The 25,961-nt window shown below is 62.1% G+C and carries 22 protein-coding genes, 1 tRNA gene and 1 pseudogene; 20 read left to right on the top strand and 4 right to left on the bottom strand.

Going from position 1 to position 25,961, the window contains the following annotated elements:
- The first annotated feature begins 73 nt into the window (after nt 1–73).
- The 12 genes and pseudogenes from nuoG (at nt 74) to ACZYHG_RS19730 (ending at nt 13,120) form a co-directional block, all read left to right on the top strand.
- Nucleotides 74–2,155, top strand: a complete 2,082-nt coding sequence (gene nuoG, locus ACZYHG_RS19675; RefSeq protein ID WP_464609984.1) for an NADH-quinone oxidoreductase subunit NuoG — start codon at nt 74–76, stop codon at nt 2,153–2,155.
- Between the two features lie 2 nt (nt 2,156–2,157).
- Nucleotides 2,158–3,201, top strand: coding sequence for an NADH-quinone oxidoreductase subunit NuoH (gene nuoH / locus ACZYHG_RS19680; protein ID WP_464609985.1), 1,044 nt, complete (start codon nt 2,158–2,160; stop codon nt 3,199–3,201).
- Entirely contained in the window at nt 3,201–3,692 is a 492-nt protein-coding gene (gene nuoI / locus ACZYHG_RS19685) for an NADH-quinone oxidoreductase subunit NuoI (protein ID WP_023690956.1), read from the top strand. The genes nuoH and nuoI overlap by 1 nt, the downstream gene beginning before the upstream one ends.
- A gap of 131 nt (nt 3,693–3,823) precedes the next feature.
- Nucleotides 3,824–4,441, top strand: a pseudogene (locus ACZYHG_RS19690) (NADH-quinone oxidoreductase subunit J); the annotation flags it as partial.
- A gap of 4 nt (nt 4,442–4,445) precedes the next feature.
- Nucleotides 4,446–4,754: an NADH-quinone oxidoreductase subunit NuoK gene (gene nuoK, locus ACZYHG_RS19695; RefSeq protein ID WP_019858930.1), complete on the top strand. Its 309-nt coding sequence runs from the start codon at nt 4,446–4,448 to the stop codon at nt 4,752–4,754.
- A 10-nt stretch (nt 4,755–4,764) separates the two neighbouring features.
- Nucleotides 4,765–6,738 (top strand): NADH-quinone oxidoreductase subunit L, encoded by a 1,974-nt coding sequence (nuoL, locus tag ACZYHG_RS19700; protein WP_464609986.1) that lies wholly within the window; start codon nt 4,765–4,767, stop codon nt 6,736–6,738.
- Nucleotides 6,738–8,243 carry an NADH-quinone oxidoreductase subunit M gene (locus tag ACZYHG_RS19705; protein WP_464609987.1) on the top strand — a complete coding sequence of 502 codons (1,506 nt, stop codon included), beginning with the start codon at nt 6,738–6,740 and terminating at the stop codon, nt 8,241–8,243. The genes nuoL and ACZYHG_RS19705 overlap by 1 nt, the downstream gene beginning before the upstream one ends.
- 18 nt (nt 8,244–8,261) lie before the next feature.
- Complete coding sequence (gene nuoN, locus ACZYHG_RS19710; RefSeq protein WP_464609988.1) at nt 8,262–9,698, top strand: NADH-quinone oxidoreductase subunit NuoN; 1,437 nt, start codon at nt 8,262–8,264, stop codon at nt 9,696–9,698.
- Between the two features lie 5 nt (nt 9,699–9,703).
- Entirely contained in the window at nt 9,704–10,525 is an 822-nt protein-coding gene (locus ACZYHG_RS19715; protein ID WP_464609989.1) for a biotin--[acetyl-CoA-carboxylase] ligase, read from the top strand.
- Nucleotides 10,526–10,659: 134 nt separating this feature from the next.
- Entirely contained in the window at nt 10,660–12,330 is a 1,671-nt protein-coding gene (locus ACZYHG_RS19720) for a ribonuclease J (protein ID WP_464609990.1), read from the top strand.
- Nucleotides 12,331–12,440: 110 nt separating this feature from the next.
- The gene (gene mce / locus ACZYHG_RS19725) at nt 12,441–12,845 is read left to right on the top strand and encodes a methylmalonyl-CoA epimerase (RefSeq protein ID WP_464609991.1); all 405 of its coding nucleotides are present in this window, start codon (nt 12,441–12,443) and stop codon (nt 12,843–12,845) included.
- Nucleotides 12,842–13,120, top strand: a complete 279-nt coding sequence (locus ACZYHG_RS19730; protein WP_027029553.1) for a DUF1467 family protein — start codon at nt 12,842–12,844, stop codon at nt 13,118–13,120. The genes mce and ACZYHG_RS19730 overlap by 4 nt, the downstream gene beginning before the upstream one ends.
- A 494-nt stretch (nt 13,121–13,614) precedes the next feature.
- Here the strand turns inward: ACZYHG_RS19730 and ACZYHG_RS19735 are convergent, their stop codons facing one another.
- The gene (locus ACZYHG_RS19735) at nt 13,615–16,128 is read right to left on the bottom strand and encodes a caspase family protein (protein ID WP_464609992.1); all 2,514 of its coding nucleotides are present in this window, start codon (nt 16,126–16,128) and stop codon (nt 13,615–13,617) included.
- A 218-nt stretch (nt 16,129–16,346) separates the two neighbouring features.
- Here ACZYHG_RS19735 and proS point away from each other — a divergent pair, with 218 nt between their 5' ends.
- The 4 genes from proS to ACZYHG_RS19755 all read left to right on the top strand — a co-directional run bounded on the left by proS (nt 16,347) and on the right by ACZYHG_RS19755 (nt 21,680).
- A complete protein-coding gene (gene proS / locus ACZYHG_RS19740; protein WP_464609993.1) occupies nt 16,347–17,675 on the top strand; it encodes a proline--tRNA ligase in 1,329 nt (442 codons plus the stop codon).
- A complete protein-coding gene (locus ACZYHG_RS19745) occupies nt 17,672–18,958 on the top strand; it encodes a lipoprotein-releasing ABC transporter permease subunit (protein WP_464609994.1) in 1,287 nt (428 codons plus the stop codon). The genes proS and ACZYHG_RS19745 overlap by 4 nt, the downstream gene beginning before the upstream one ends.
- Nucleotides 18,955–19,638: an ABC transporter ATP-binding protein gene (locus ACZYHG_RS19750; RefSeq protein WP_464614741.1), complete on the top strand. Its 684-nt coding sequence runs from the start codon at nt 18,955–18,957 to the stop codon at nt 19,636–19,638. Before ACZYHG_RS19745 ends, ACZYHG_RS19750 begins: the two co-directional genes overlap by 4 nt.
- A 791-nt stretch (nt 19,639–20,429) precedes the next feature.
- A complete protein-coding gene (locus ACZYHG_RS19755) occupies nt 20,430–21,680 on the top strand; it encodes a site-2 protease family protein (RefSeq protein WP_464609995.1) in 1,251 nt (416 codons plus the stop codon).
- 22 nt (nt 21,681–21,702) lie between these two features.
- Here the strand turns inward: ACZYHG_RS19755 and lipB are convergent, their stop codons facing one another.
- Nucleotides 21,703–22,446 carry a lipoyl(octanoyl) transferase LipB gene (lipB, locus tag ACZYHG_RS19760; protein ID WP_464609996.1) on the bottom strand — a complete coding sequence of 248 codons (744 nt, stop codon included), beginning with the start codon at nt 22,444–22,446 and terminating at the stop codon, nt 21,703–21,705.
- A gap of 235 nt (nt 22,447–22,681) precedes the next feature.
- Here lipB and ACZYHG_RS19765 point away from each other — a divergent pair.
- From ACZYHG_RS19765 to ACZYHG_RS19775, 3 genes are all read left to right on the top strand, one after another.
- A tRNA-Leu gene (locus ACZYHG_RS19765) sits at nt 22,682–22,766 on the top strand.
- 144 nt (nt 22,767–22,910) lie between these two features.
- Nucleotides 22,911–24,077 (top strand): DUF6538 domain-containing protein, encoded by a 1,167-nt coding sequence (locus ACZYHG_RS19770; RefSeq protein ID WP_464609997.1) that lies wholly within the window; start codon nt 22,911–22,913, stop codon nt 24,075–24,077.
- A 49-nt stretch (nt 24,078–24,126) separates the two neighbouring features.
- Entirely contained in the window at nt 24,127–24,561 is a 435-nt protein-coding gene (locus ACZYHG_RS19775; RefSeq protein WP_464609998.1) for a site-specific integrase, read from the top strand.
- A 72-nt stretch (nt 24,562–24,633) separates the two neighbouring features.
- Here ACZYHG_RS19775 and ACZYHG_RS19780 read toward each other — a convergent pair whose 3' ends face one another.
- Both ACZYHG_RS19780 and ACZYHG_RS19785 read right to left on the bottom strand, forming a co-directional pair.
- Nucleotides 24,634–24,837 (bottom strand): hypothetical protein, encoded by a 204-nt coding sequence (locus ACZYHG_RS19780; RefSeq protein ID WP_464609999.1) that lies wholly within the window; start codon nt 24,835–24,837, stop codon nt 24,634–24,636.
- On the bottom strand, nt 24,837–25,073 hold the full coding sequence (locus ACZYHG_RS19785; protein WP_464610000.1) for a hypothetical protein: 237 nt from the start codon (nt 25,071–25,073) through the stop codon (nt 24,837–24,839). Before ACZYHG_RS19785 ends, ACZYHG_RS19780 begins: the two co-directional genes overlap by 1 nt.
- A gap of 199 nt (nt 25,074–25,272) precedes the next feature.
- On the opposite strand from ACZYHG_RS19785, the gene ACZYHG_RS19790 reads away from it, so the two are divergent.
- Nucleotides 25,273–25,836: a hypothetical protein gene (locus tag ACZYHG_RS19790; protein WP_464610001.1), complete on the top strand. Its 564-nt coding sequence runs from the start codon at nt 25,273–25,275 to the stop codon at nt 25,834–25,836.
- Nucleotides 25,837–25,961: the final 125 nt, after the last annotated feature.

The following is a 25,961-nucleotide window of genomic DNA, read 5'->3' on the forward strand; positions in this document are numbered from 1 at the left end:
ATGAACTGTCGGGCGCGGCTGAAGTCGCGCCCGGGAAATGAGATTGCGGGAAATCCGCAGAGGTTTGAGGCGAATGGCAAAGCTCAAGGTCGACGGGAAAGAGATCACTGTACCCGACCACTATACGCTGCTGCAGGCGGCGGAAGACGCGGGCGCGGAAGTGCCGCGCTTCTGCTTCCATGAGCGGCTGTCGATCGCCGGCAATTGCCGCATGTGCCTGATCGAGGTGAAGGGCGGACCGCCCAAGCCGCAGGCCTCCTGCGCCATGAATGTGCGTGACCTTCGCCCGGGTCCCAATGGCGAGGCGCCTGAAATCTTCACCAACACGCCGATGGTCAAGAAGGCCAGGGAAGGCGTGATGGAATTCCTGCTGATCAACCATCCGCTGGACTGCCCGATCTGCGACCAGGGCGGCGAATGCGACCTGCAGGACCAGGCGATGGCCTTCGGCGTCGATTCCTCGCGCTATCACGAGAACAAGCGCGCCGTCGAAGACAAGTATATCGGCCCGCTGGTCAAGACGGTGATGAACCGCTGCATCCACTGCACGCGTTGCGTCCGCTTCACCACCGAAGTCGCCGGCATTTCCGAACTCGGCCTGATCGGCCGTGGCGAGGATGCCGAGATCACCACCTATCTCGAAAGCGCCATGACCTCGGAATTGCAGGGCAATGTCATTGACCTGTGCCCGGTCGGCGCGCTGACCTCCAAGCCCTTCGCCTTCCAGGCGCGGCCGTGGGAGCTGACCAAGACCGAATTGATCGACGTGATGGACGCCGTCGGCTCGGCGATCCGCGTCGATAGCCGTGGCCGCGAGGTGATGCGCATCCTGCCGCGCGTCAACGAGCAGGTGAACGAGGAGTGGATCTCCGACAAGACCCGCTTCATCTGGGACGGCCTGCGCACGCAGCGCCTCGATCGCCCCTATGTGCGCAAGGATGGCAAGCTGGTTCCAGCAAGCTGGGCCGAGGCGTTTGCCGCGATCAAGGACGCGGTGTCGAAGGCGGCGCCCGAGAAGATCGGCGCCATTGCAGGCGATCTCGCCGCTGTCGAGGAAATCTACGCGCTGAAGCAGCTGATGGCGTCACTCGGTTCGAAGAACACCGACTGCCGCCAGGATGGCGCCGCACTCGATCCGGCGCTCGGCCGTGCCAGCTACATCTTCAACCCGACCATCGAAGGCATCGAGCAGGCCGACGCGGTGCTGATCATCGGCGCCAATCCTCGCTACGAAGCCTCGGTGCTCAATGCCCGCATCCGCAAGCGCTGGCGGGTCGGTAATCTGCCGGTCGGCGTCATCGGCGATGTCGGCGACACGCGCTACGAGTATGAATTGCTCGGCGCCGGACCGGATTCGCTGAAAGATTTGGCCGACGGCAAGGGCAAGTTCTTCCAGGTGCTGCAGAAGGCGACGCACCCGCTGATTATCGTTGGCCAGGGCGCGCTGGCGCGTGCCGACGGTGCGGCGGTGCTCGGTCAGGCAGCGAAGATCGCGGCTGCCGTGAATGCCGCTCGCGCGGATTGGAACGGCTTTGCCGTGCTGCACACTGCAGCCGGCCGCGTCGGCGGCCTCGATCTCGGCTTCGTGCCGGGTGAGGGCGGCAAGGACGTTGCCGGCATGCTGGGCGAGACGGATGTGCTGTTCCTGCTCGGCGCCGACGAGATTGACATGGGCAGGACCGGCGGCGCCTTCGTCGTCTATATCGGCACCCATGGCGACCAGGGCGCGCACCGCGCCAATGTCATCCTGCCGGCAGCCGCCTACACCGAAAAGTCGGCCACCTACGTCAACACGGAAGGCCGCGTGCAGCAGACCAACCGCGCCGGCTTCGCGCCGGGCGATGCCCGCGAAGACTGGGCGATTCTCAGGGCACTGTCCGATGTGCTGGGCAAGAAGCTGCCGTTCGATTCGCTGCCGCAACTGCGTGCCAAGCTCTATGGCGAATACCCGCATCTGGCCCGCATCGACCACGTTGAGCCGGGCAATGCCGAGGATATCGCCAACGTGGCGAAGCTCGGCGGGCAGCTGAACAAGGGCACCTTCACCTCGCCGGTTCACGATTTCTACCTGACGAACCCGATCGCGCGGGCGTCCGCCGTGATGGCGGAATGCTCGGCACTGGCCAAGAGCGGCTTCAAGCAGGCGGCGGAATAAGCATGGAAACCTTCTTCTCCTTCTACGTGCTGCCGGCGCTGATCATCCTGCTGAAATCGGTCGTGCTGATCGTTATCCTGCTGATTTTTGTGGCGTATATCCTCTATGCCGACCGCAAGATCTGGGCGGCGGTGCAACTGCGCCGTGGGCCGAACGTGGTCGGCCCCTGGGGCACGCTGCAGGCCTTCGCCGATCTGTTGAAGTTCGTCTTCAAGGAGCCGGTGATCCCGTCAGGCGCCAACAAGGGCGTCTTCCTTTTGGCGCCGCTGGTGTCGGCCGTGCTGGCGATCTCGGCATGGGCGGTCATTCCGGTCAACCAGGGCTGGGCGATCGCCAACGTCAATGTCGGCATCCTCTATGTCTTCGCCATCTCCTCGCTCGAGGTCTATGGCGTGATCATGGGCGGCTGGGCGTCCAATTCGAAATATCCGTTCCTCGGCGCGCTGCGCTCGGCGGCGCAGATGGTGTCCTACGAAGTCTCGATCGGTTTCGTCATCGTCACCGTGCTGCTCACCGCCGGCTCGCTCAATTTGACCGATATCGTGCTGTCGCAGCATGACGGGATTGGCACGCGGCTTGGCCTGCCCAACACCTTCCTCGACTGGAACTGGCTGTGCCTGTTCCCGATGTTCATCATCTTCTTCATCTCGGCGCTGGCCGAGACGAACCGGCCGCCCTTCGACCTGGTCGAGGCCGAATCGGAATTGGTCGCCGGCCACATGGTCGAATATTCGTCGACGCCGTTCCTGCTGTTCTTCCTCGGCGAGTATGTCGCCATCGTGCTGATGTGCGCGCTGGCCACCATCCTGTTCCTTGGCGGCTGGCTGCCACCCTTCGACTTCGCCCCCTTCACCTGGGTGCCCGGCGTCATCTGGTTCGTGCTGAAGGTCTGCTTCGTGTTCTTCGGCATCTCGATGGTGAAGGCCTTCGTGCCGCGCTACCGCTACGACCAGCTGATGCGTCTTGGCTGGAAAGTGTTCCTGCCGATCTCGCTGTTCATGGTGGTCGCCACCGCAGCCTTCCTCAAGATCACGGGGTTTGCGTGATGTCCGCTCTCGGCCAAGCCGCCAAATCGCTGCTGCTGCAGGATTTCGTCAGCGCCTTCTTCCTGTCGATGCGCCAGTTCTTCGCGCCGAAGGAGACGATCAACTATCCGCACGAGAAGGGGCCGACCAGCCCGCGCTTCCGGGGCGAGCATGCGCTGCGCCGCTATCCCAATGGCGAGGAACGCTGCATTGCCTGCAAATTGTGCGAGGCGATCTGCCCGGCGCAGGCCATCACCATCGAGGCCGGCCCGCGCCGCAATGACGGCACGCGCCGCACGGTGCGTTATGACATCGACATGGTGAAGTGCATCTATTGCGGCTTCTGCCAGGAAGCGTGCCCGGTCGACGCCATCGTCGAAGGGCCGAATTTCGAGTTCGCGACGGAGACGCGCGAGGAACTCTACTACGACAAGGACAGGCTGTTGGCGAATGGCGACCGGTGGGAGCGCGAACTGGCGCGCAACATCTCGCTGGACTCGCCCTACCGCTGATATTTGACGCATGGACGGGGCGAGGGGCCTCGTCTAAGGACACAACGAAACTTGCTGACCGGAGGCGGTGGCAAGCGAGATCGGGCAAGGCGCAGGCGTCGTGTCCGGACAGGAAACCCGGGGGATCCCCAATGTTGAGTGGACTAGAGGCGGCCTTTTTCTACCTCTTCGCCTTTGTCGCGGTGGCGTCGGCGTTCATGGTCATTTCGTCGCGCAACCCCGTGCATTCGGTGCTGTTCCTGATCCTGACCTTCTTCAACGCCGCGGGCCTCTTCATGCTGACCGGCGCCGAGTTCCTGGCGATGATCCTGCTCGTCGTCTATGTCGGCGCGGTCATGGTGCTGTTCCTGTTCGTCGTCATGATGCTCGACGTCGACTTCGCCGAACTGAAGAGCGGCGCCCTGCAATACGCGCCGATCGGCGCGCTGGTCGGGCTGATCCTGGCGGCGGAGCTGATCGTGGTGCTCGGCGGCTACACCTTCGCGCCAAAACTGGCCGCGACTGTTTCGAAGCCTATTCCCGATCTCGCGGCGCGCTCGAACACGGCTGCGCTCGGCGACATCCTCTATACCGACTACCTCTACTACTTCCAGGTTTCGGGCCTCATCCTGCTGGTTGCGATGATCGGCGCCATCGTGTTGACGCTGCGCCACAAGGAAGGGGTCAAGCGGCAGTCGATCGCAGCCCAGGTCGGCCGCACGCCGGCCACCGGCATGGAAATCCGCAAGGTCAAGTCGGGCGAAGGAGTTCGAGATGGTCGTCGGCATCGCACATTATCTGACCGTATCGGCGATCCTGTTCACGCTCGGCGTGTTCGGCATCTTCCTGAACCGCAAGAACGTCATCGTCATCCTGATGTCGGTCGAGCTGATCCTGCTGGCGGTCAACATCAATTTCGTCGCCTTTTCGGCGGCGCTCGGCGATCTCGTCGGCCAGGTGTTCGCGCTGTTCGTGCTGACGGTCGCCGCGGCCGAGGCCGCCATCGGACTTGCCATTCTCGTCGTCTTCTTCCGCAACCGCGGCTCGATCGCGGTCGAAGACGTGAACATGATGAAGGGTTGACGGAACCACCATGTATCAGGCCATCGTCTTCCTTCCCCTGCTCGGCTTCCTGATCGTCGGCCTGTTCGGCAATTCGCTTGGAGCCAAGGCGTCCGAATACATCACGTCCGGTTTCCTGGTGATTTCGGCTGTTTTGTCGTGGGTTGCCTTCTTCAGCGTCGGCTTCGGCCATGGCGAGGTGTTCGTCGTGCCGGTGCTGCACTGGATCCAGTCCGGCGGCCTCGACGTCTCCTGGGCGCTGCGCATCGATACGCTGACGGTGGTGATGCTGGTGGTGGTCAACACGGTGTCGGCGCTGGTTCACATCTATTCGATCGGCTACATGCACCACGATCCGATCCGGCCGCGTTTCTTCGCCTACCTGTCGCTGTTTACCTTCGCCATGCTGATGCTGGTGACAGCCGACAATCTTGTGCAGATGTTCTTTGGCTGGGAAGGGGTCGGTCTCGCGTCCTATCTGCTGATCGGCTTCTGGTACAAGAAGCCCTCGGCCAATGCCGCGGCCATCAAGGCCTTCGTCGTCAACCGCGTCGGCGATTTCGGCTTCGCGCTTGGCATCTTCGGCTTGTTCGTGCTGTTCGGCTCGGTCAATCTCGGCACCATCTTCGCCAACGCAGCAACGTTCATTCCCGCTGAAGGCGCACCGCAAGGTCCCGCCGTGCTGACTTTCCTTAGCCATGCGCTGGACAAACAGTCGGCGATGACCATCGTCTGCCTGCTGCTCTTCATGGGCGCCATGGGCAAGTCGGCACAGGTGCCGCTGCACACATGGTTGCCGGACGCCATGGAAGGCCCGACGCCCGTTTCCGCGCTCATCCATGCCGCCACCATGGTGACGGCCGGCGTGTTCATGCTGGCACGGCTTTCGCCGCTGTTCGAACTGTCGCATTCGGCGCTGACGGTGGTCACCTTCATCGGCGCCTTCACCGCCTTCTTCGCGGCGACCGTCGGCCTCGTCCAGAACGACATCAAGCGCGTCATCGCCTATTCGACCTGCTCACAGCTCGGCTACATGTTCGTGGCGCTCGGCGTCGGCGCCTATGGTGCCGCGATCTTCCATCTGTTCACGCACGCCTTCTTCAAGGCGCTGCTGTTCCTCGGCTCCGGCTCGGTCATCCATGCCGTCTCCGACGAGCAGGACATGCGCAAGATGGGCGGCCTGCGGAAGCTGATCCCGACCACCTACTGGATGATGGTGATCGGCACGCTGGCGCTGACCGGCGTCGGCATTCCGGTGACCGTCATCGGCACCGCCGGCTTCTTCTCCAAGGATGCCATCATCGAGAGCGCCTTTGCCGGCCATAACTCGGTCGCCGGCTTCGCCTTCGTGCTGCTCGTGATCGCGGCCTGCTTCACCTCCTTCTACTCCTGGCGCCTGATCTTCATGACTTTCCACGGCAAGCCGCGGGCGAGCCATGAGGTGATGCACCATGTCCATGAATCGCCGCCGGTGATGCTGGTGCCGCTGTTCATTCTGGCTGCCGGCGCGCTGTTTGCGGGCATCATCTTCCACAATTCCTTCATCGGCGAAGGCTATGCCGAGTTCTGGAAGGCATCGCTGTTCACGCTGCCGGACAACCACATTCTGCACCAGATCGAAGAACTGCCGCTGTGGGTCGAGCTGTCGCCCTTCATCGCCATGCTGATCGGCTTCGCGCTGGCGTGGAAATTCTACATCCGCTCGCCGGAAATGCCGGTGAACCTGGCCAAGCAGAATCGCGGGCTCTACGCCTTCCTGCTCAACAAGTGGTATTTCGACGAGCTCTACGACTTCCTGTTCGTGCGGCCGGCCAAGCGTCTCGGCTACTTCCTGTGGAAGACCGGTGATGGCACCATCATCGACGGGCTCGGGCCGGATGGCATTTCGGCGCGCGTCGTCGATGTCACCAACCGCGTCGTCAAGCTGCAGACCGGCTACCTCTACCACTATGCCTTCGCCATGCTGATCGGCGTTGCCGCACTCGTCACCTGGATGATGCTCTGATGACCGCCTGGCCAATCCTCTCGCTGGTCACCTTCCTGCCGCTGGTTGGTGTGCTGCTGATCCTGTTCATCAACGATGACAGCGAAAACGCACGCCGCAACATCCGCGCCATCGCGCTGCTGACGACGACCTTCACCTTCATCATCTCGCTGTTCATCTGGACCGGCTTCGACAATTCGCAGGCCGGCTTCCAGTTCGTCGAAAAGGTGGCCTGGCTCGACTCCGGCATCTCCTACCATATGGGGGTCGACGGCATTTCCATGCTGTTCGTCATCCTGACGACCTTCCTGATGCCGCTCTGCATCCTGGCCTCGTGGGAATTGATCGAGAAGCGCGTCAAGGCCTACATGATCGCCTTCCTGCTGCTCGAGACGCTGATGATCGGCGTGTTCTGCGCGCTGGACATCGTGCTGTTCTACGTCTTCTTCGAGGCCGGCCTGATCCCGATGTTCATCATCATCGGCGTCTGGGGCGGCAAGCGGCGCGTCTACGCCTCGTTCAAGTTCTTCCTCTACACGCTGGCCGGCTCGGTGCTGATGCTACTTGCCATCATGGCGATGTTCTATCAGTCCGGCACGACCGACATCCCGACGCTGTTGACCCACAGCTTCCCGGCCAACATGCAGACGTGGCTATTCCTCGCGTTCTTCGCCTCTTTCGCGGTGAAGATGCCGATGTGGCCGGTGCACACCTGGCTCCCCGATGCTCACGTCGAAGCGCCAACGGCAGGCTCGGTCATCCTGGCCGGCATTCTCCTGAAGATGGGCGGGTACGGCTTCCTGCGCTTCTCGTTGCCGATGTTCCCGCTGGCATCCGAAATGTTCGCGCCGCTGGTGTTCACGCTCTCGGTCGTCGCCATCATCTACACCTCGCTGGTGGCGCTGATGCAGCAGGACATGAAGAAGCTGATCGCCTATTCGTCGGTCGCCCATATGGGCTTCGTCACCATGGGCATCTTCGCCATGAACCAGGAAGGCGTGCAGGGCGCGATCTTCCAGATGCTCAGCCACGGCCTGGTCTCGGGCGCGCTGTTCCTGTGCGTCGGCGTCATCTACGACCGCATGCACACACGTGAGATCGATGCCTATGGTGGCCTGGTCAACAACATGCCGAAATACGCCACCGTGTTCCTGATCTTCACCATGGCCAATGTCGGCCTGCCCGGCACCTCAGGCTTCATCGGCGAGTTCCTGACCATGCTCGGCGTGTTCCGGGTCAACACCTGGGTGGCGTTCTTCGCCGCCACCGGCGTCATCCTGTCAGCGGCCTATGCGCTCTGGCTCTACCGCCGGGTGATCTTCGGCGCGCTGACCAAGGACAGCCTGAAGGGGTTGCTCGATCTTTCGGCGCGCGAGAAGGTCATCATCTACCCGCTGGTGGTGCTGGTCATCTTCTTCGGCGTCTATCCCGCTCCCGTCTTCGACGCGACGGCCCAATCGGTCAAGTCGCTCGTCACCAATGTCACCGCATCCATCGGCGCCGCGCAGACCGCGGCGGCGAACTGACCAGAGGTTTTGCGAACCATGACGCCGGACCTTCTCTCCAGCCTGTCGCTCTCGACGCCCGAGCTGATCCTTGCCATCGGCGCCTTGGTGCTGCTCATGGTCGGCGCCTATTCGCGCGCCAATACCAGCACGCTGGTGACCGGCCTCGCCGTGGCCGTGCTGGTCGTCGCGGGCGCATGGCTGATCTTCCATACCGGGGACGGCAACGCCTATGGGCACGCCTTTATCCAGGATTCGTTTTCCCGCTTCATGAAGGTGCTGGCGCTGGTCGGCTCGGCGGTGACGCTGATCATGTCGGGGCGCTTTGCCAAGGCGGAACATTTCGACAAGTTTGAATATCCGGTGCTGATCCTGCTTTGCACGCTGGGCATGATGCTGATGATCTCGGCCAACAGCATGATCGGGCTCTATCTCGGCCTCGAACTGCAGTCGCTGGCGATCTATGTGCTGTGCGCGATCAACCGCGACAATCTGCGTTCGACGGAAGCGGGCCTGAAATATTTCGTCCTCGGCGCGCTGTCGTCGGGCATGCTGCTCTATGGCATCAGCCTGGTCTACGGCTACACCGGCAACACCGGCTTCCAGGAGATCGCGACCGCGCTTGGCAGCGGCGAGCGCCAGCTTGGCCTCGTCTTCGGTCTGGTTTTCGTGCTGGCCGGCCTTGCCTTCAAGATCTCGGCGGTGCCGTTCCACATGTGGACACCCGACGTCTATGAAGGCGCGCCGACGCCGGTGACGGCCTTCCTGGCGGCGGCCCCCAAGATGGCGGCGATGGCGCTGATCGTGCGCGTCACGATGGGCGCGTTCAAGCCGATTGCCGCCGACTGGCAGCAGATCATCGTCTTCATCTCGATCGCCTCGATGGCGCTCGGTGCCTTCGCCGCGATCGGCCAGACCAACATCAAGCGCCTGATGGCTTATTCCTCGATCGGCCACATGGGCTACGCACTGGTCGGCCTTGCCGCCAACAGCCAGGCCGGCGTGCGCGGCGTCGCAATCTACATGCTGATCTACCTGGTGATGACGCTCGGCACCTTCGCCTTCATCCTCGCCATGCGGCGCAAGGAAGGCAATGTCGAGCAGATCAGCGATCTGGCCGGGCTTTCCTCGACCAACCCGATCATGGCGACGATCCTCACCATCCTGATGTTCTCGCTGGCCGGCATTCCGCCGCTCGCCGGCTTCTGGGGGAAGTGGTACGTCTTCCTGGCCGCCATCAACGCCCACCTCTACGCGCTGGCGATCATTGGCGTGCTGGCCTCCGTGGTGGGTGCTTACTACTACCTGCGCATCATCAAGATCATGTGGTTCGACGAACCGGTCGGTGGCTTCGTGCCGATGGCCAGCGAATTGCGTGTCGTGCTCGGCGTCAGCGGCGCCTTCGTGCTGTTCTATGTGCTGATCGGCGGTCCGATCGGCACCTATGCCGAAGCCGCCGCCAAGACGTTTTTCTAGACGGAATGGCATTTCGGCTGGCCCCAACCTCGGCGTCGGAAGGGTTCCGGCTCGAGGCCCATGACAGCGTCGGCTCGACCAATACGGTGGCGCTGGACCACGCAAGGGCAGGCGACCTTGGTAAATTGTGGGTCGTTTCCAAGAAGCAGGAAAGCGGGCGTGGCCGGCGCGGCCGCGCTTGGGTATCGCCCGAAGGCAATCTGGCGGCGACCTTGCTCGTCCTCACCGGCGGTGAACTTCGCCTTGCCGCGACGCTCGGTTTCGTCGCTGGCCTCTCGCTTGCCGACGCGCTCGATGCGGTGGTGCCGAAGGGCCGCATCGCCATCGGGCTCGATGGTGCAAGCCAGGGGCAAAACCGTTTCGAACTGAAATGGCCGAACGATGTGCTTGCTTCCGGTGCAAAGCTCGCCGGCATCCTGCTGGAGTCCGCGATACTGGATGGCGGCCGCTTCGCGGTCGCCGTCGGCATCGGCGTCAATGTGGTGGCGCACCCACCGGATTTGCCGTATCCCGCGACGTCGCTTCAAGCACTCGGCGCCACCTGCGATGCGGAGACCCTGTTCCTGGCGCTGTCGGATGCCTGGAGCGAGAATGCCCGCCTGTGGGATGAAGGGCGCGGTCTTGCCGCCGTCAGGCGGCGCTGGCTGGCGCACGCGGCGGGGCTTGGCGGCGAGGTTGCTGTCAGAATTGACGGTAATGTCGTGCGTGGGGTGTTCGAGACCATTGACGAAGACTGTCGTTTCGTGATCCGCGACGATGAGGGATCTGTTGTGATAGTCGCAGCCGGCGACGTGCATTTCGGCGCGGTTGCATCCGCCCGGGTCTAGAGCGGCTCATTGTTCGATATGAACAATGACGGCTATAACTGTTTGTTTATGCGCAATTCCTGTGGGGAAGCCATTACACGCTTTTCCTGGAATTGCTCCAACGGCTTGGCCTGAGGGCCAGGAAGGAAAAAATCATGGCGAAAGCCGAAAACGCTGAACTCGTCTTCGTGCCGCTTGGCGGCGTTGGCGAGATCGGTATGAACTTCGCTCTCTATGGCTACGGCCCGCCGAGTGCGCGCGAATGGATCGTCATCGATGTCGGCGTCACCTTTCCAGATGCCAGCCTGCCCGGCGTCGACCTGGTGCTGCCCGACACGCGCTTCATCGAGGAGAACCTCGCCAATCTGCGCGGTGTCATCATCACCCATGCGCATGAAGATCATTACGGCGCGCTGCTCGACACCTGGCCGAGGCTGAAAGCACCGGTCTGGATGACGCCGTTCAGCGCCGGACTGCTGGATGCCAAGCGGCAGGGCGAACAAGGCGCGCCGAAAATCCCGGTGACAATCTATCGGGCCGGCGAAAAATTCACCGTCGGCCCGTTCGAGATCGAAGCCATTCCGGTGGCGCATTCCATTCCCGAGCCGATGTCGCTGGCCATCACCACGCCGGCCGGCACCGTCATCCACACCGGCGACTGGAAGATCGATCCGGAGCCGACGATCGGACCCAAGACCGACGAGGCGCGCTTTCGTGCCTATGGCGACAAGGGCGTGCTGGCGCTGATCTGCGATTCGACCAATGCGCTGCGCGAAGGCGAGTCGCCTTCGGAAGTCGCCGTCGGCGAGGGCCTGAGGGGCGTCATCCAGAGTGCCGTCGGCCGCGTCGCCGTCACCACTTTCTCCTCCAATGTCGGACGCATCGTCTCCATCGCCAGGGCGGCACGCGATGCCGGCCGCCAGTGCCTGGTGCTGGGACGCTCGCTGAAGCGCGTCATCGATGTCGCCGGCGAACTCGGCTACATGGACGGACTGCCGGAATTCATCGCCGAGGAAGATTTCGGCTTCATCCCGCGCGAAAACCTCGTCATCATCTGCACCGGCAGCCAGGGCGAGCCACTGGCGGCACTGGCCAAACTGTCCCGCGACGAGATGAAATCGGTGTCGCTGACGGCGGGCGACACGGTGGTGTTTTCCTCGCGCACCATTCCCGGCAACGAGAAGGCGATCCTCGAGATCAAGAACCGCCTGATCGATCTCGGCATCAAGATCATCGAGGACGGCGATGCGCTGGTGCATGTCTCCGGCCATCCCCGGCGCAGCGAATTGCGCAAGATGTATGAATGGGTGCGCCCGCAGATCGGCGTTCCCGTGCATGGCGAGGCGGCGCATCTGGTGGCGCAGGGCTCGCTGATGTCGACCTCCGGCATCGGCCAGGTGGCGCAGGTGCGCGACGGTGACATGCTGAGGCTCGCGCCCGGCCCGGCCACCATCATCGACCAGGTGCCGTTCGGCCGCATCTACAAGGACGGCAGGCTGATCGGCACCGACCAGGCGATGGGCATTCGCGACCGGCGCAAATTGTCCTTTGCCGGCCATGTCGCGGTCAATGTCGTGCTCGACGACAAATATGAGTTGGCCGGCGACCCCGACCTGGTCGCGATCGGCGTTGCCGAGGCCGATGCCAGCGGCGAGGCGCTGGAAGATTTGATGATCGACGCGGCCGTCGGTGCTGTGGACTCGATCCCCCGTCAGCGCCGCAAAGACCTCGACCTGGTGCAGGAGGCGGTGCGGCGCGCGGTGCGCGGTGCGGCCAACGAAGCCTGGGGCAAGAAGCCGCTGGTGACGGTGTTTGTTACGAGATGAGGGGAGTAGGGCAGTAAGGGGGTAGGGCAGTAGGGTTTCGATACGAGTACACTTCAACTTTTCCCCTACTGCCATACTGCCCTATTGCCATACTCCCCTGAGGAAAACCCATGCTTGGACGGCTGAACCATGTCGCGCTTGCCGTGCCGGATCTGGCGGCGGCCATTGCTACCTATCGCGGCACGCTCGGCGCCGAAGTGACGGAGCCGCAGGCTTTGCCGGAGCATGGTGTCACCGTGGTGTTCGTCAATGTCGGCAACACCAAGATCGAATTGCTGGAGCCTTTGGGCGAGGGCTCGCCGATCGCAGCGTTCCTTGCGAAAAACCCGTCCGGCGGCATGCATCACCTCTGTTATGAGGTCGACGACATCGTCGCCGCGCGCGATCAGCTCAAGGCTGCCGGTGCCCGCGTGCTGGGCGACGGCAACCCGAAGATTGGCGCGCATGGCAAGCCGGTGCTGTTCCTGCATCCGAAGGATTTCTTCGGCACGCTGATCGAACTGGAACAATCATGAGCTGGATTTCGTTCACCGCCCTGTTTTTCGCGACCTGGTGGGTGGTGCTGTTTGTCGTGCTGCCGTTCAGCGTCAGGACGCAGGATGACGATCATGACGTGACGTTGGGCACGGTCGCGAGCGCGCCGCGTGGCCCGCATATGTTGCGCGCCGTGATCCGGACCACCATCGTCACGGCGATCCTGATGGGCATTTTCTATGGCCTGACGCACGGGCTGGGATACAGCGTCGACGACCTCGCGCGCATCATGCCGGATTTCGGCCCCGCGAAATAGACCTCTCGGCAAGGGCGCTCCGACGCCATCGGTGCAATGCGGGTGGGGATCGCGATGCCGTCAGATCGCGCGGCCGTAAGCTTGCTGACGCAAGGTCATGTAGTCCGTGAACTCGCCGCGCTAACCAGGTGATTGCACAAAAAAAATGCAAGGCACAAGGCCTTGCAATTAAACGCGTCCGATCTGTTTCCGTTTTCCGGCGGCAGCGAGTAACCGCGCCTAGATCGCATCCTCCCAAGACTTTGACCGCGTAGGAGAGCTGATTTTTCTCAACCCTCTCGGTTATCGCGGCACACTAGCCTAAGCCGAATGAAAATGTCACGAAGAATTTTGCCTCGAAACAGGCATTCTCGTGCTGCACTGCACAATAGAATGGCATGCTTTGCTTTCGAAACAACCAGCAGGCTTTTACGGCATGTCCTGAATTGACGCGCGCAAAGAATTCGCGGCCAAATCAGAAGACATTCGGCCTCCTCCACACAATCGGCTGAATGCTATTTGGCGACGCCGGCTTCCGCCATTGCCTTTTCGACCATGCCGATCCAGACCTCGTTGGCACCCGGCAGCCGTCCTTGCGATTTCAGGTCCGTCAGCATGGCCAGCGCGGCCTTGAAATTTGTCGAAGGGTCGACGCCAGCCACGGCAAGCTTGTAGCGGCTGAAGGCGGCATCGACCGTGCGCTGTACATTGCCCGGGTCGGCTTGCAACTGCGCCTTGGCGATGACGAAACCAGCCAGGTATTGCGCAGCCGCGCCGGTCTTGTCGCCCTTGCTCATCAGCATATCGCCGATGCGGTTGTGGCCGACCGCAAGGTCGCGCTGCCATTCGGCATTGTCGTGGTCGAGCTCGGCCAGATATTCCGCAATGGCTTGCGACGAACGGCGGTCGGCAAGCGCTCCATCAATATCTCCGGCCTCGGCGCGGGCGTCGGATATCTTGCCCAGCGCAAGCTCGAGGTCACGCCGCCATAGTGTGTTGCCGGGATCCCGCGCCACCAGCTTTTGCGCGATATCGACGCTGCGCTTGTAGGGTTCGAAAGCCTTTTCGTTGTGCCCCGTCAGCCGCTGCAGGTCGCCGATAGCGGTGAGGCTGACGGTGATGTCACGCTGCAGTTCGGTGTCGTCAAGCAGCTTCTTCGCCAGCGCCTCGGTAATCTGCAGGGATACATCATATTCCGCGATCGAGCCTTCCAAATCGTTGGTCAGCCGGAGCGCGAGCCCGATCTTGGAATGGCTGACGGCAAGGTCGCGCCGGAAGCCGTCATCATCCGGCGCTTGCTCGACCAGGAACTCGGCAACCTTGAGCGCTGAACGGTAATTGGCCAGCGCGCCGGGTCCGTCGCCCGCAGTCCGCATGGCGTCGCCGATGCGGTTGAAGCAGATGGCGTAGTCGCGCAGATAGCCAAAGGTAGGCTCCTTTTCGAGGATCGCCTTCATCGTCGCGAGAGCCTGCTGGTAAAGCGCGATCGCGCCGGCGCTATCGCCCATCGCCTCCTTGACGTCGGCCACCTTGTTCTGCGCCACGGCAAGGTCGCGCTGGTGATCGATCTTGTCGGGCTCCGCGGCCGCACGTTTCTCAGCGGACCGGACCATCGAATCGTAGGCTTTGCCGGCTTCCTGCAAATGGCCGACGGTCGTTTCCAGTGTGCCGATCAGTTCCCATGACAGTGTCTGCTGGTAGCGCGCGTCGTCCGGTATCGGGAAACCCTCGACATCGGCATAGAGCGCCACAGCCTTGCGGTAGTCCTCGATGGCGAGGTCGTAGCGCAATTGCGCCCGCGAGGCGCCGCCGGCTAAATAGTGTGTCGTTGCCTCCGACAGCGTGCGCTCGATGAAACGGGTTTTCAGATCGTCGCGAGATTTGCCGTCGATGTCAGCGGCCTTGCCAAGCAGCGCCCGTGCCTCGTCGAAGGAGCCGAGGGCCAATTGCACCTCGGCCTGTTGACGCAGCGCCGTGACCTGCGGATCAGAGGAGGCGAAGTTGCGCAAATCGGCCCGCACCTTGATAAAGGCTTCGGCTGCTTCCCTGAGTTTCTGCTGGCGCTGCCCTGGCGCCATCGCCTTGCCATCAGAGGTGATGAGCGCGGCGTATAGCGGCGCCAGCGGCATGTCGGCATTGGCCGCCGCAGTCTCGACCTCGACACGCAGGTCCGGCGTGACATCGGCCATGGCAAGCAGCAGCCGATCGCGCTCGGGCAGGGCATCCTTGCTGGCCTGCGCGGCGAAGAAAAGTCGGGGCAAACCGCTCTCGACATAGGGAAGCTGTTTGCCGCGCGACAGATCGTAAACCTGCTGCTGCACCAGGGTCAGCACCGAGCGTATTTCCAGCCCGTCCGTGGGCAGGAACCTGGCCAATGCGGCGGAGAATTCGGAGTTGCCGGATGCGCCGTCGGACGCCGTGTGTCCGGGCGCCGCGGAGAAGGCGAACAACACGTTTTCCGCTGCGCCCATGCGTCCGAGCCCCGGCTTGGCCTCGGCTTTCACGTCGGGCGCGATGGACACCACGCCGCGTCCTTCACCAGACTGGCTGTCTCCGGATTCGCTGCCCCCGGACTGGCCAAAGGGATCGTTGCGGCAAGCGTCGAGCACCACTAGGCCGATCTTGCCGACCGCGGTCACCGTCTCGCGCACCTCTTCGAGTGGAAGGGTTGTGGCCTTCAATCGGTCCAGCGAAGACGGATCGGCATCGACCGGCAGAAGGCGGTTGTCGCCCGCGATCTCGACGCCATGGCCGGAGAAATAGATCAGCGCGACATCGGCGCCGGCCGCATCATCGCGAAAATCCTCCAGCGCGCGGCGCATGCGCTTCAGGTCGCGGTTCGCTTCGGTGGTGACGTCGAAGCCGAGTTTTTTCAGCGCGTTTTCGATCGTGCGGCTGTCGTTCACCGCATTCTTCAGCGGACGTACGTTGCGGTACTCGTCGGCCGCAATAATCAGCGCAACCCGCCGCTCGGCGTGTGCCGCCGAGACGAAAAAGAGCGCCACCATGACTGCCAGGAAAAAGCGCAATGCCCCAATCCGCCCCAAGCCGACAGCGTCCCACGGCTTTACGGTTCAGGCAAGCCGGCGCGAAGTGACCCGGAAACCGGAGGATTGCGGGCACCACGGCGTCAATGTGCCGCCATGGCCGGGTTTCCATTGCGCCTTGAAATGGCTATGAAGCCGGGTCAAGCAAGCCTGCGTCGCGCCGATTCTGGCGTGGCCGTTCCTCATTCACGGACCAGTCCATGCGTTTGTCGCGCTATTTCCTGCCCATCCTCAAAGAAAATCCGCGCGAGGCCGAGATCGTCTCGCACCGGCTGATGCTGCGAGCCGGCATGATCCGCCAGCAAGGGCAGGGCAGTTTTTCCTGGTTGCCACTCGGCAAGCGGGTGCTGGACAAGGTCTGCCAGATCATTCGCGAGGAGCAGAACCGCGCCGGCGCGCTGGAAATCCTGATGCCGACCATCCAGTCGGCCGACCTGTGGCGCGAAAGCGGCCGCTATGACGACTACGGCAAGGAGATGCTGCGCATCAAGGACCGCCAGGACCGCGACATGCTCTACGGTCCGACCAATGAGGAAGTGGTCACCGAAATCGTCCGCGCTTACGTCAGGTCCTACAAGGATTTGCCGCTCAACCTCTACCACATCCAGTGGAAATTCCGTGACGAGGTTCGGCCGCGCTTCGGCGTGATGCGTTCACGCGAATTCCTGATGAAGGATGCCTATTCCTTCGACCTCGATTTCGAAGGTGCGAGAGCCGCCTATAACAGGATGTTCGTCTCCTATCTCCGGACGTTTACGCGCATGGGCCTGCAGGCGATCCCAATGCGGGCCGACACCGGGCCGATCGGCGGCGACCTCAGCCATGAATTCATCATCCTGGCCGAAACCGGCGAAAGCCAGGTCTATTGCGATCGCGATTATCTGTCGCTCCAGGTGCCCGGCGAGAACACCGACTTCGCCAATGACGCCGAGATATCGGACATCGTCAAAACGTGGACGACGCCTTACGCCGCCACCGACGAGATGCATGACGAGGCGGCGTGGGAGAAGCTCGGCGAAGCGGACCGTGTCTCCGCGCGGGGCATCGAGGTTGGCCACATCTTCCATTTCGGTGACAAATATTCCAAGCCCATGGGCGCCAAGGTGACCGGGCCCGACGGCAAGGATCATTTCGTCTCCGGTGGCTCCTACGGCATCGGCCCGTCGCGGCTTGTCGCGGCGATCATCGAAGCCAGCCATGACGAGAACGGCATCATCTGGCCGGACAGCGTGGCGCCGTTCGACATCGGCCTGATCAACATGAAGGTGGGCGACGCCGAGTGCGACCGCGTCTGCGACGAGCTCTATGCCGCCTTCGCAGCCGCAGGCAAGGATGTGCTTTACGACGACACCGACCAGCGGCCGGGTGGCAAGTTCGCCACCGCCGACCTGATCGGTCTGCCCTGGCAAGTGATCGTGGGGCCGCGCGGCGTCGCCGCCGGTGAAATCGAGATCAAGAATCGCAAGACCGGCGAGCGTGAGACGCTGCCGCTGGCCGACGCGAAAAAGCGCTTCGGTGCTGCTGCATGACCGAGGCGGCGGCGACAAGATCGGCGGGCGCCGGCCCGTTCTCCATCTTCGAACGCATGGTGGCGTGGCGCTATCTGCGCTCGCGGCGCAAGGAGACGGTGATTTCCGTCATCGCCTCGATCTCGTTCCTCGGCATCATGCTGGGGGTGGCGACGCTGATCGTGGTCATGGCTGTGATGAACGGGTTCCGCGCCGAGTTGTTGACGCGCATCCTCGGCGTCAACGGCCATCTGATCGTGCAGCCGCTCGATTCGCCGCTTGAGGACTACGCCCAGGTCGCCGGCCGCATCAACGGCGTGCCCGGCGTCAAATACGCCATTCCGCTGATCGACGGCCAGGTGCTGGCGCAAGGCAATGTCGGCGGCGGCACCGGCGCGCTGGTGCGCGGTATCAGGGGCGATGATCTCGGCAAGATTTCCATCGTCGCCAACAACATCAAGCAAGGCACGCTCGCCAATTTCGATACGGGCGAGGGCGTCGCCATCGGCAAGCGCATGGCCGAAAATCTCGGGCTGACGCTGGGCGACACCATTACGCTGATCTCGCCCGATGGCGACGTAACGCCGATTGGCACGACGCCACGCATGAAGGGCTACAAGATCGCGGCGATCTTCGAAGTCGGCATGTCGGAATACGACACCTCCATCGTCTACATGCCGTTCTCTGAAGCCCAGCTCTATTTCAACATGGACGGGCGTGCGCAGACCATCGAGATCTATGTCGACAATCCCGACGATGTCGACGCGCTGAAATCGAAAGTCGAAGAGGCGGCGCAGCGGCCGATCGACATGGTCGACTGGCGACAGCGCAACGAGACCTTCTTTTCGGCGCTGCAGGTCGAGCGCAACGTCATGTTCATGATCCTGACGCTGATCGTGCTGGTGGCGGCGCTCAACATCATTTCGGGACTGATCATGCTGGTGAAGGACAAGGGGCACGACATCGCCATCCTGCGCACCATGGGCGCCTCGCGCGGCGCCATCCTGCGCATCTTCCTGATGACGGGGGCGGCGATCGGCGTCACCGGCACGCTGGCCGGCGTGCTGCTCGGCGTCGTCATCTGCACCAACATCGAATCGATCCGCCAGTTCTTCTCGTGGATGACCGGCAAGGTGCTGTTCAACCCCGAACTCTATTTCCTCAGCCAGCTGCCGGCGAAGATGGATCCGCGCGAGACCACCTATGTCATCATCATGGCGCTCGGCCTGTCCTTCCTGGCGACGGTGTTTCCGGCATGGCGGGCGGCTCGGCTCGATCCCGTCGAAGCCTTGAGGTACGAATAGTGGCTGAGGTCATTATCGAGCTGAAGAGCGTCGAGCGGCACTATGTCCAGGGGCCGCGCAAGCTCACCATCCTCAACGGCGCCGATTTTGCGCTGAAGCGAGGCGAGATGGTGGCGCTGGTGGCGCCATCCGGCACCGGCAAGTCGACGCTCCTGCATACCGCCGGCCTGCTGGAGCGTCCCGACGCCGGCGATGTCATTCTGGCGGGTCGTGCCTGCGGCCGGCTGTCCGACGACGAGCGCACGTCGATCCGCCGCAACGATATCGGCTTCGTCTATCAGTTCCATCACCTCTTGCCGGAATTCACGGCGCTGGAAAACATCATGATGCCGCAGCTCATCAAAGGGTTGAGCCGCAAGGAGGCATCCGAGCGCGCGGCGCAGCTGCTCGACTACATGCAGATCGGCAAGCGGGCGTCGCACCGGCCATCCGAACTCTCCGGTGGTGAGCAGCAGCGCGTCGCCATCGCGCGCGCGGTCGCCAATGCGCCGCTGGTGCTTCTGGCCGACGAGCCGACCGGCAATCTCGACCCGGTCACCGCTTCCTATGTGTTCGACGCGCTGGGAGCACTGGTCAAGCAATCGGGCCTCGCGGCGCTGATCGCCACCCACAATCACGAACTGGCATCGCGCATGGATCGCCGCATCACGCTCGCCGACGGCAAAGTCGTGCCGCTGTAGGGAACGACGATGTTCGCCGCAGGAGTAGGGCCAACATGGACCTCCAGCGAGATTTCCGCGAATGTAGGTTGCTTACAGGGGTTCTGGTCTCTCCGAGAGTCGCTCAGGCTCAGAACCGCCAATGAGCCTTCAGTGCGATCAGTGTGGAAGAGATCGTGATCATCACCAGGATGAGCAGCCAGGTTACAAAGTTGCGCGGGAGGCGCCACCGGCGGCCTTGCCTCATGCGCTTTCGCCAACGATCAGCTTGATTGGCGCCTTGGTGTTGCCCCACGTCCATCACTCGCTAGTCGTTCAGCTTACCCACTATTGTCTCGACTGAGATTAAGCGGGCGTTAATATAGCTTACCCCAGGCGAGCAATCGCAATGGCTTGAAGCGCGCCAAGAGCAGCAAAAGGCTCATCCATTACCCTACGGGAAGATGGCGTCGCCCGAAATCTTCCTGACCTGTTGATAGGCCCGGGCCGTCAACCTTTTCTTAACCCTGCCGATTTGATCGCTCGAAGATTCCGGCCACGGCCGGATTCTGTCCGTTGACATTGAAACAAAATTAGAACAAATTAAGAACATACCAACAACAGGAGAGAGTTATGACCGATCTGGTTCAGGATGTCATCTCGCTGGTTTGCATGAGCACATTCCTCATTTCCATGGCGATCTGGATCGGCGCCATGTGATCTGGCGGCTCTCGCCGCCTTCGCTTCCGGCGGTCAAAGAGACCGTATTGCCGTTAAGCCTTTCTTGCCGCAGCGACGCTAGGGTGCGTCTCCAAGGCAGGAGCAACGTCCAGGTGTCGCCCATCGTCACGGCCATTCTGGTGGCCAGCAATCTCGGGCTGATCTTTCTCTTGATGACCGTGCCGCTCGGTTTGCGCACGGTCAGCTCCAGCCGCGTGATTCCCGCGGACCGTCAGCGCCTCTGGCAGGCGCTGTGGCCGCTTGGCAGCGATGCCGGCTGGTCGGGCGAGATCCTGTCGGCGCAGCCGCTGGACGGGGAGGGCGTGGCCCGCATCATGCTTTCGTGGGAAGGCCGCGACGGCAAGCCGATCGAGCGTCGGGCGCGGTTCGAGGACATTGTCGAGGGCAGCCGCTTCGCGATGCGCGTCATCGAGGATACCGCGCTCGATGCCTCGTTCTGGAAAGACTATCGCGAAACCACAGAACTGGTCTCCGAAGGCAGCGGCACGCGCGTAGCGCTCAGCCGGACTGACCGCTATCGTGGCGTTGCCTTCCTGGTGTTCCGGTACTTTGCCATGCGCCGCGAGCTCTCCAAGCTGCAGCGTTGGGCTGTAACCGGGCAGTACCGCAAGGGCGGTTGGTTCGAGCATCCGCTGAGCCAGGTCGGCTTTGCCGCGCTGTCGGCCTTGATCCTGTGGCCGTTCTTCGGCCTCCACCTCGGCGGGCTGGCGCTGGCCTCGATCCTGACCTCGGTCGTGGCCCTGCACGAGCTTGGCCACATGGCGGCATTCCGCTTGATGGGCCACCGCAAGGCGCGGATGATCTTCATCCCGCTGCTTGGCGGCATCGCCATTGGCGGCCGGCCCTACAACAGCCGTTTCGAAGTGGCCTTCGTGGCGCTGATGGGGGCAGGTTTCTCCGCCTTCCTGGTGCCGATCGCCATCGCCGCCAGCACGTTTGCGGGCGCGGAGGGACACCGGCTGGCGGCGGTGCTGCTGGCGACGCTGGCAGGGTTTGTCGCCCTGTTCAACATCGCCAATCTGGTGCCGGTGTGGAAGTTCGACGGCGGCCAGGTGCTGCGCCAGATCTGTCCGGGGCCGATCGCGCTGGCGCTGGCCTCATTCTTCCTGCTCTCGGCTTTCCTGGCCGTGGGCTGGCAGGCCGGCTTCTCCTCCGGCTTTCTGCTCGCGACGGGCGCGGTCTTTTCAATCCTCAGCCTGCTGACCATGGGCAGCGGGGTAAAGCCACGTTACGAGCTGAAGCCGATCCGCACCGTCGACCGCTTCGCCATGGCCGGCGCGCTGCTTGCGGTGTTCGCCATCCATGGCTGCGGTGTGTTGTGGGCGGCGGCGCAACTGATCTGAGCTGGCCTTCGTCCCAAAAGGTTCAGCCGGCCTTGCGGGCCGCTTCGGCTGGCAAAGCCGTGGCGGGGCCGAACACATCCTCGAAAGCGGATTTCAGCGCCAGATCAAGGTCGGCCATGCCAACGGGCAAGCCAAGGTCGACGAGGCTGGTGACGCCGTGATCCTGCACGCCGCACGGCACGATGCCGCCGAAATGGCTGAGATTTGGCTCTACATTAATGGCGATGCCGTGAAAGCTTACCCAGCGCCGCAGTCTTATGCCTATTGCCGCAATCTTGTCCTCGGCCGGCGAACCGTCCGGCAAAGCAGGGCGGTCGGGCCGCACCACCCACACGCCAACCCGGTCCTCGCGGCGTTCGCCATGGACGTTGAAGGCGGCGAGCGTGCCGATGATCCACTGTTCGAGCGCGGCGACGAAGGCGCGCACATCCTCGCGTCTTCGCTTCAGGTCGAGCATGACATAGGCGACCCGCTGGCCAGGCCCATGGTAGGTGTATTCGCCGCCGCGACCGGCCGCGAAGACCGGAAACCGGTCAGGCTCGATCAAATCCTCGATGCGGGCGCTGGTGCCGGCGGTGTAGAGCGGCGGATGTTCGACCAGCCAGACCATTTCGCCGGCAGCCCCGCTGCGGACCGCCTCGGCGCGCGCCTCCATGAAGGCGATCGCATCGGGATAGGCGGTAAGGCCCGGCTCGACGCGCCATTCGACCGGCGCTGAACCGGGGAGCGGCAGGAACGACGTGGCGATCTGGCTGCGTTCTGGCATGATTTGTCGCTTTTTGCTCATGCATGTCATGGCCCCAAAACCGCCTTGCACTTTTGGGCGACATGCAACGCCTCCCATATGGCGTCAATCGCCCAAAACGTCCAGTTCCGGCCCCGTATTCCAATCCTGTGGAGCGTTATGCCAATTGCCTGAGATTATTGCTTGCCGCGCACTTGTTTCGCCGGAAACGATTTGCTACACGCCGCGAGCCGGTCGGTTCCGGCTCCTACCACGTGCGGTCGTGGCGGAATTGGTAGACGCGCAGCGTTGAGGTCGCTGTGGGGCAACCCGTGGAAGTTCGAGTCTTCTCGACCGCACCAATGGCTCTCTTAGCCAAACCCTTAAATCCCTTGTAAATGCAAGGTTTCTTACCCCACCTGACCTGACAGGTGCCCTAAAAACTGACCTAAAACGTTCCTAACCTCTTGTTGACTCGCCATCAAATCCGGCCAAATTGCCCGGCCATGGCAAAATATCTCAAGAAGCGTGGCAAACGTGGCATCTGGTATTTCCAGCGTGCAATTCCTCCCGAACTAAAAGGCAAGATCGACCCAACGCTCTTTCTCGATAGGTCGCTAGAAACGACAGACGAGAAAGTCGCGGAGAAGCTGGTCAGGCCCTATATCGTCAAAACAGACGATGCGATCGACCGCGCCAAGGCGCTGACGAACGTGCCGGACTACTCGACCCGCCTGACACCTGCCGAGAGCCGCGAATTGGAGAATGCGGGAGGCGTCCCGTCTCTTCGCCGAGAGATCGTGAGCGACGTTTCTCAGCACCGGTTCCTCGATACCGGTTCAATCATGTCTGCCATCGTTCCCGACGACATGCTCGTCGATCGCATTGCCGCACAACTCCAGCGACTCGAAGGAAAGGCCGACGCTGCCCAGCTTGCCGAACTGGCACAGATCATCCGCGAGAAGGCTCGCAGCTTGCATAAGCTGGGCGTCGTGGTCGATGAGATGAAGGGCATGACCAGCGTCATCACCGACCCCGGTCTGCATGAGATCGTTGCGGATTGGGCAGAGAAGACGAAACAGCCCGACCAGACTGTCCGCCAGTTCAGTTACGCCGCTCGTCGGTTCTGCGAGATCAACGGCGACCTCCCGGTGAAGTCGCTGACAAAAGATCACCTTCGAATCTTTGCTGATCGCCTTCCCGAACTCCCTGCCAACATTCCAGTCGCAAAGCTTGAACTCACCTTTGACCAGATCGTGTTCCTTGGGCAACGGAAGGATTGGAAGACCGTATCTGAGGCCACGGTCGCCAAGCACCTGCAAGGAATGCGCGTGATCGTTAATCACGCTGTGGCGCGCGGCTTCCTCGATTCAAACCCCTTCGACGGGTTCAGGAATCTAAAGGTCAAGGGCAAGAAATCAGACGCAAAAGAAGACGGACGCAAGCCGTTTTCAGTCGTCCAGCTACAGACTCTCCTTGCCGCCCTCGAAACGGAAAAGTCGCCAAAGGATGATGACTTCTGGATTCCGCATATCGCCCTCTATCAGGGCGCGCGTTTGGAGGAAATCTGTCAACTTGATGAGAACGACATTCGGGATGAGGCGGGCATTCCCTCTATTCGCATCACCGACGCGATAAACGAGAACTCATGGCGACACCGGCAAGAAGCTTAAGAACAAGGCAAGCGTTAGGACCATTCCAATTCATCCTGCTTTGATCGCAATGGGCTTCTTGAAATTTGTCCAACTTGCCAGACGCCAGTCCAAGGGACCGAAGCTCTTTACCTCTTGCCAGCCCGACCAGCGAGGCCGTTTCGGAGGCCCCTACGGCAAGAGGTTCGCGCGCATTCTGCGGGAGAAGGCAGAAATCACCGACGAGAGGCTTGTCTTCCATTCCTTCCGCCACACGTGGACCGACGCCGCACGCAATGCAGGTGTGCAGTTTGAAATTAGAGCAGCGCTGGCGGGGCGGGAGACGGAAGGGGACGGGAAGTCCGACGAGGCCCTGCGAAGCTCTGAAAAGGGCTACGGAGACGGCTACAGCATGGACGTTCTTCTGGAGCACCTTGCAAGGGTAGACCCGCTGAAAACCACTGTGCAGCCCGCGCGAGAGAAGGCGTCCGATCAGGGCGAGTCTGTCGACGCGGTTGCTGCATAATAGATCGAATGTTGCGGCACGCCGCGAGAGATCGGGCGTGCCGGATTTGACAGTGCAGGTTGAGTGCAGAGATTAATTGGCAGCGAGAAAGACGCCCTCGCACAGGGCGTTGCCGACATCATCAAGGCACGATGCCAGCAGCTTGAATTGCAAGCCAGAGGCCCGACTATCTTCAACGGTCTCGACCCTTCGCGACCCCAGATCGTCCAGAACATCGCGAAGGCGGAGGGCCGTTGCCATGATGTCTTCGAAGTCCTCGAAATTCTCGATCTGCATTAGCGTTCTCCAGAGATGCAACGACGGCCGAAGGGCGCACGCCCGCGCCTCATCGCCGGGTGTTCGTTCAATCGGATCAGACTCGCGCCTTTTGCCGAGACAACAGCGGCGGCAGCCTGTAGCGCGCGGCCGATTTCTTCTGCATCGTCCTCGCATTCGATCGGTGCGGACGCCAGATCGCGGATGGTATCGGCAAGCGCCAAAGCCGACGCCGATGTCTCTTCCCACATGTTCAACATTAAACTTTCTCCATGTTTTCGACAGCATTAATGTTGGCAGAACAACTATAAGAGTCAAGTCATTGTTTTTGTTAAGTAGTTCTGGACGAATGTAACTCTGGGCGGAGTGCTGAATCACTCCGATACTTGAGCCGGAGTGGTCGGTTGCCATTAAAAAGCCATCGCGGTTTGACCATAATGCGAAATTGACGGTGGCATGGCCGCGTCAACTCCCCCGATTTACATGCTGGCGGGGCCAGCATCCAACGCGCGGTGCGCGGCAATCCCCATTCCCGAAACGCCAGTCAGCGCAGCCGGCCGCCGCGCGAAGAGAGACAATGTGTTTGATGCTCCGAAGATTTCAAAGGCCGTCCTTGGCCTCTACGATCCCGCCAACGATCCTTTCGGCACGGTAGCGTGGCGAGAACTGTTTCATGCCTCGCCTGAGATTAAGCGGGCGTGGATCGACCATCATTTCCAGTGGTCTGCCGCATGCAAGACTGCCGCCGCCGATTTGCGCTCGCGCGGACGAAACGTCGTCCTTGACATGACCCTTTTCGACGTTCGCGAGGACACGTCTGGCGAGACGGTCGAATGTGCGATCGACTACGAAATCTCGGTAATGCGCCCTCGCGACAAGTGCTTCCGACTGGATGCGACCGACACGGAATCCACCTTTGGCCGCGTCCTGTTCCTCGTGGGGAATCCCTGCCGACTGGCAGGCCTCGTGCTGGATGAAATCGAGCTTCGCGAGGAAGCCGCAGCAATGGCGGCAGGGTGAGTCTCGCGCGAGAGAAGGATGGCGCGCCCTGCCATCGTCCCTAACTTTGGGCCGTTTTTTCGAATTTCTGGACCCGTCCCGCCAGCCGTGCAACGGTGCGCCCGTGGGTCTTCCAAAAGAAGCGA

This window comes from Mesorhizobium subarcticum (assembly GCF_055456085.1).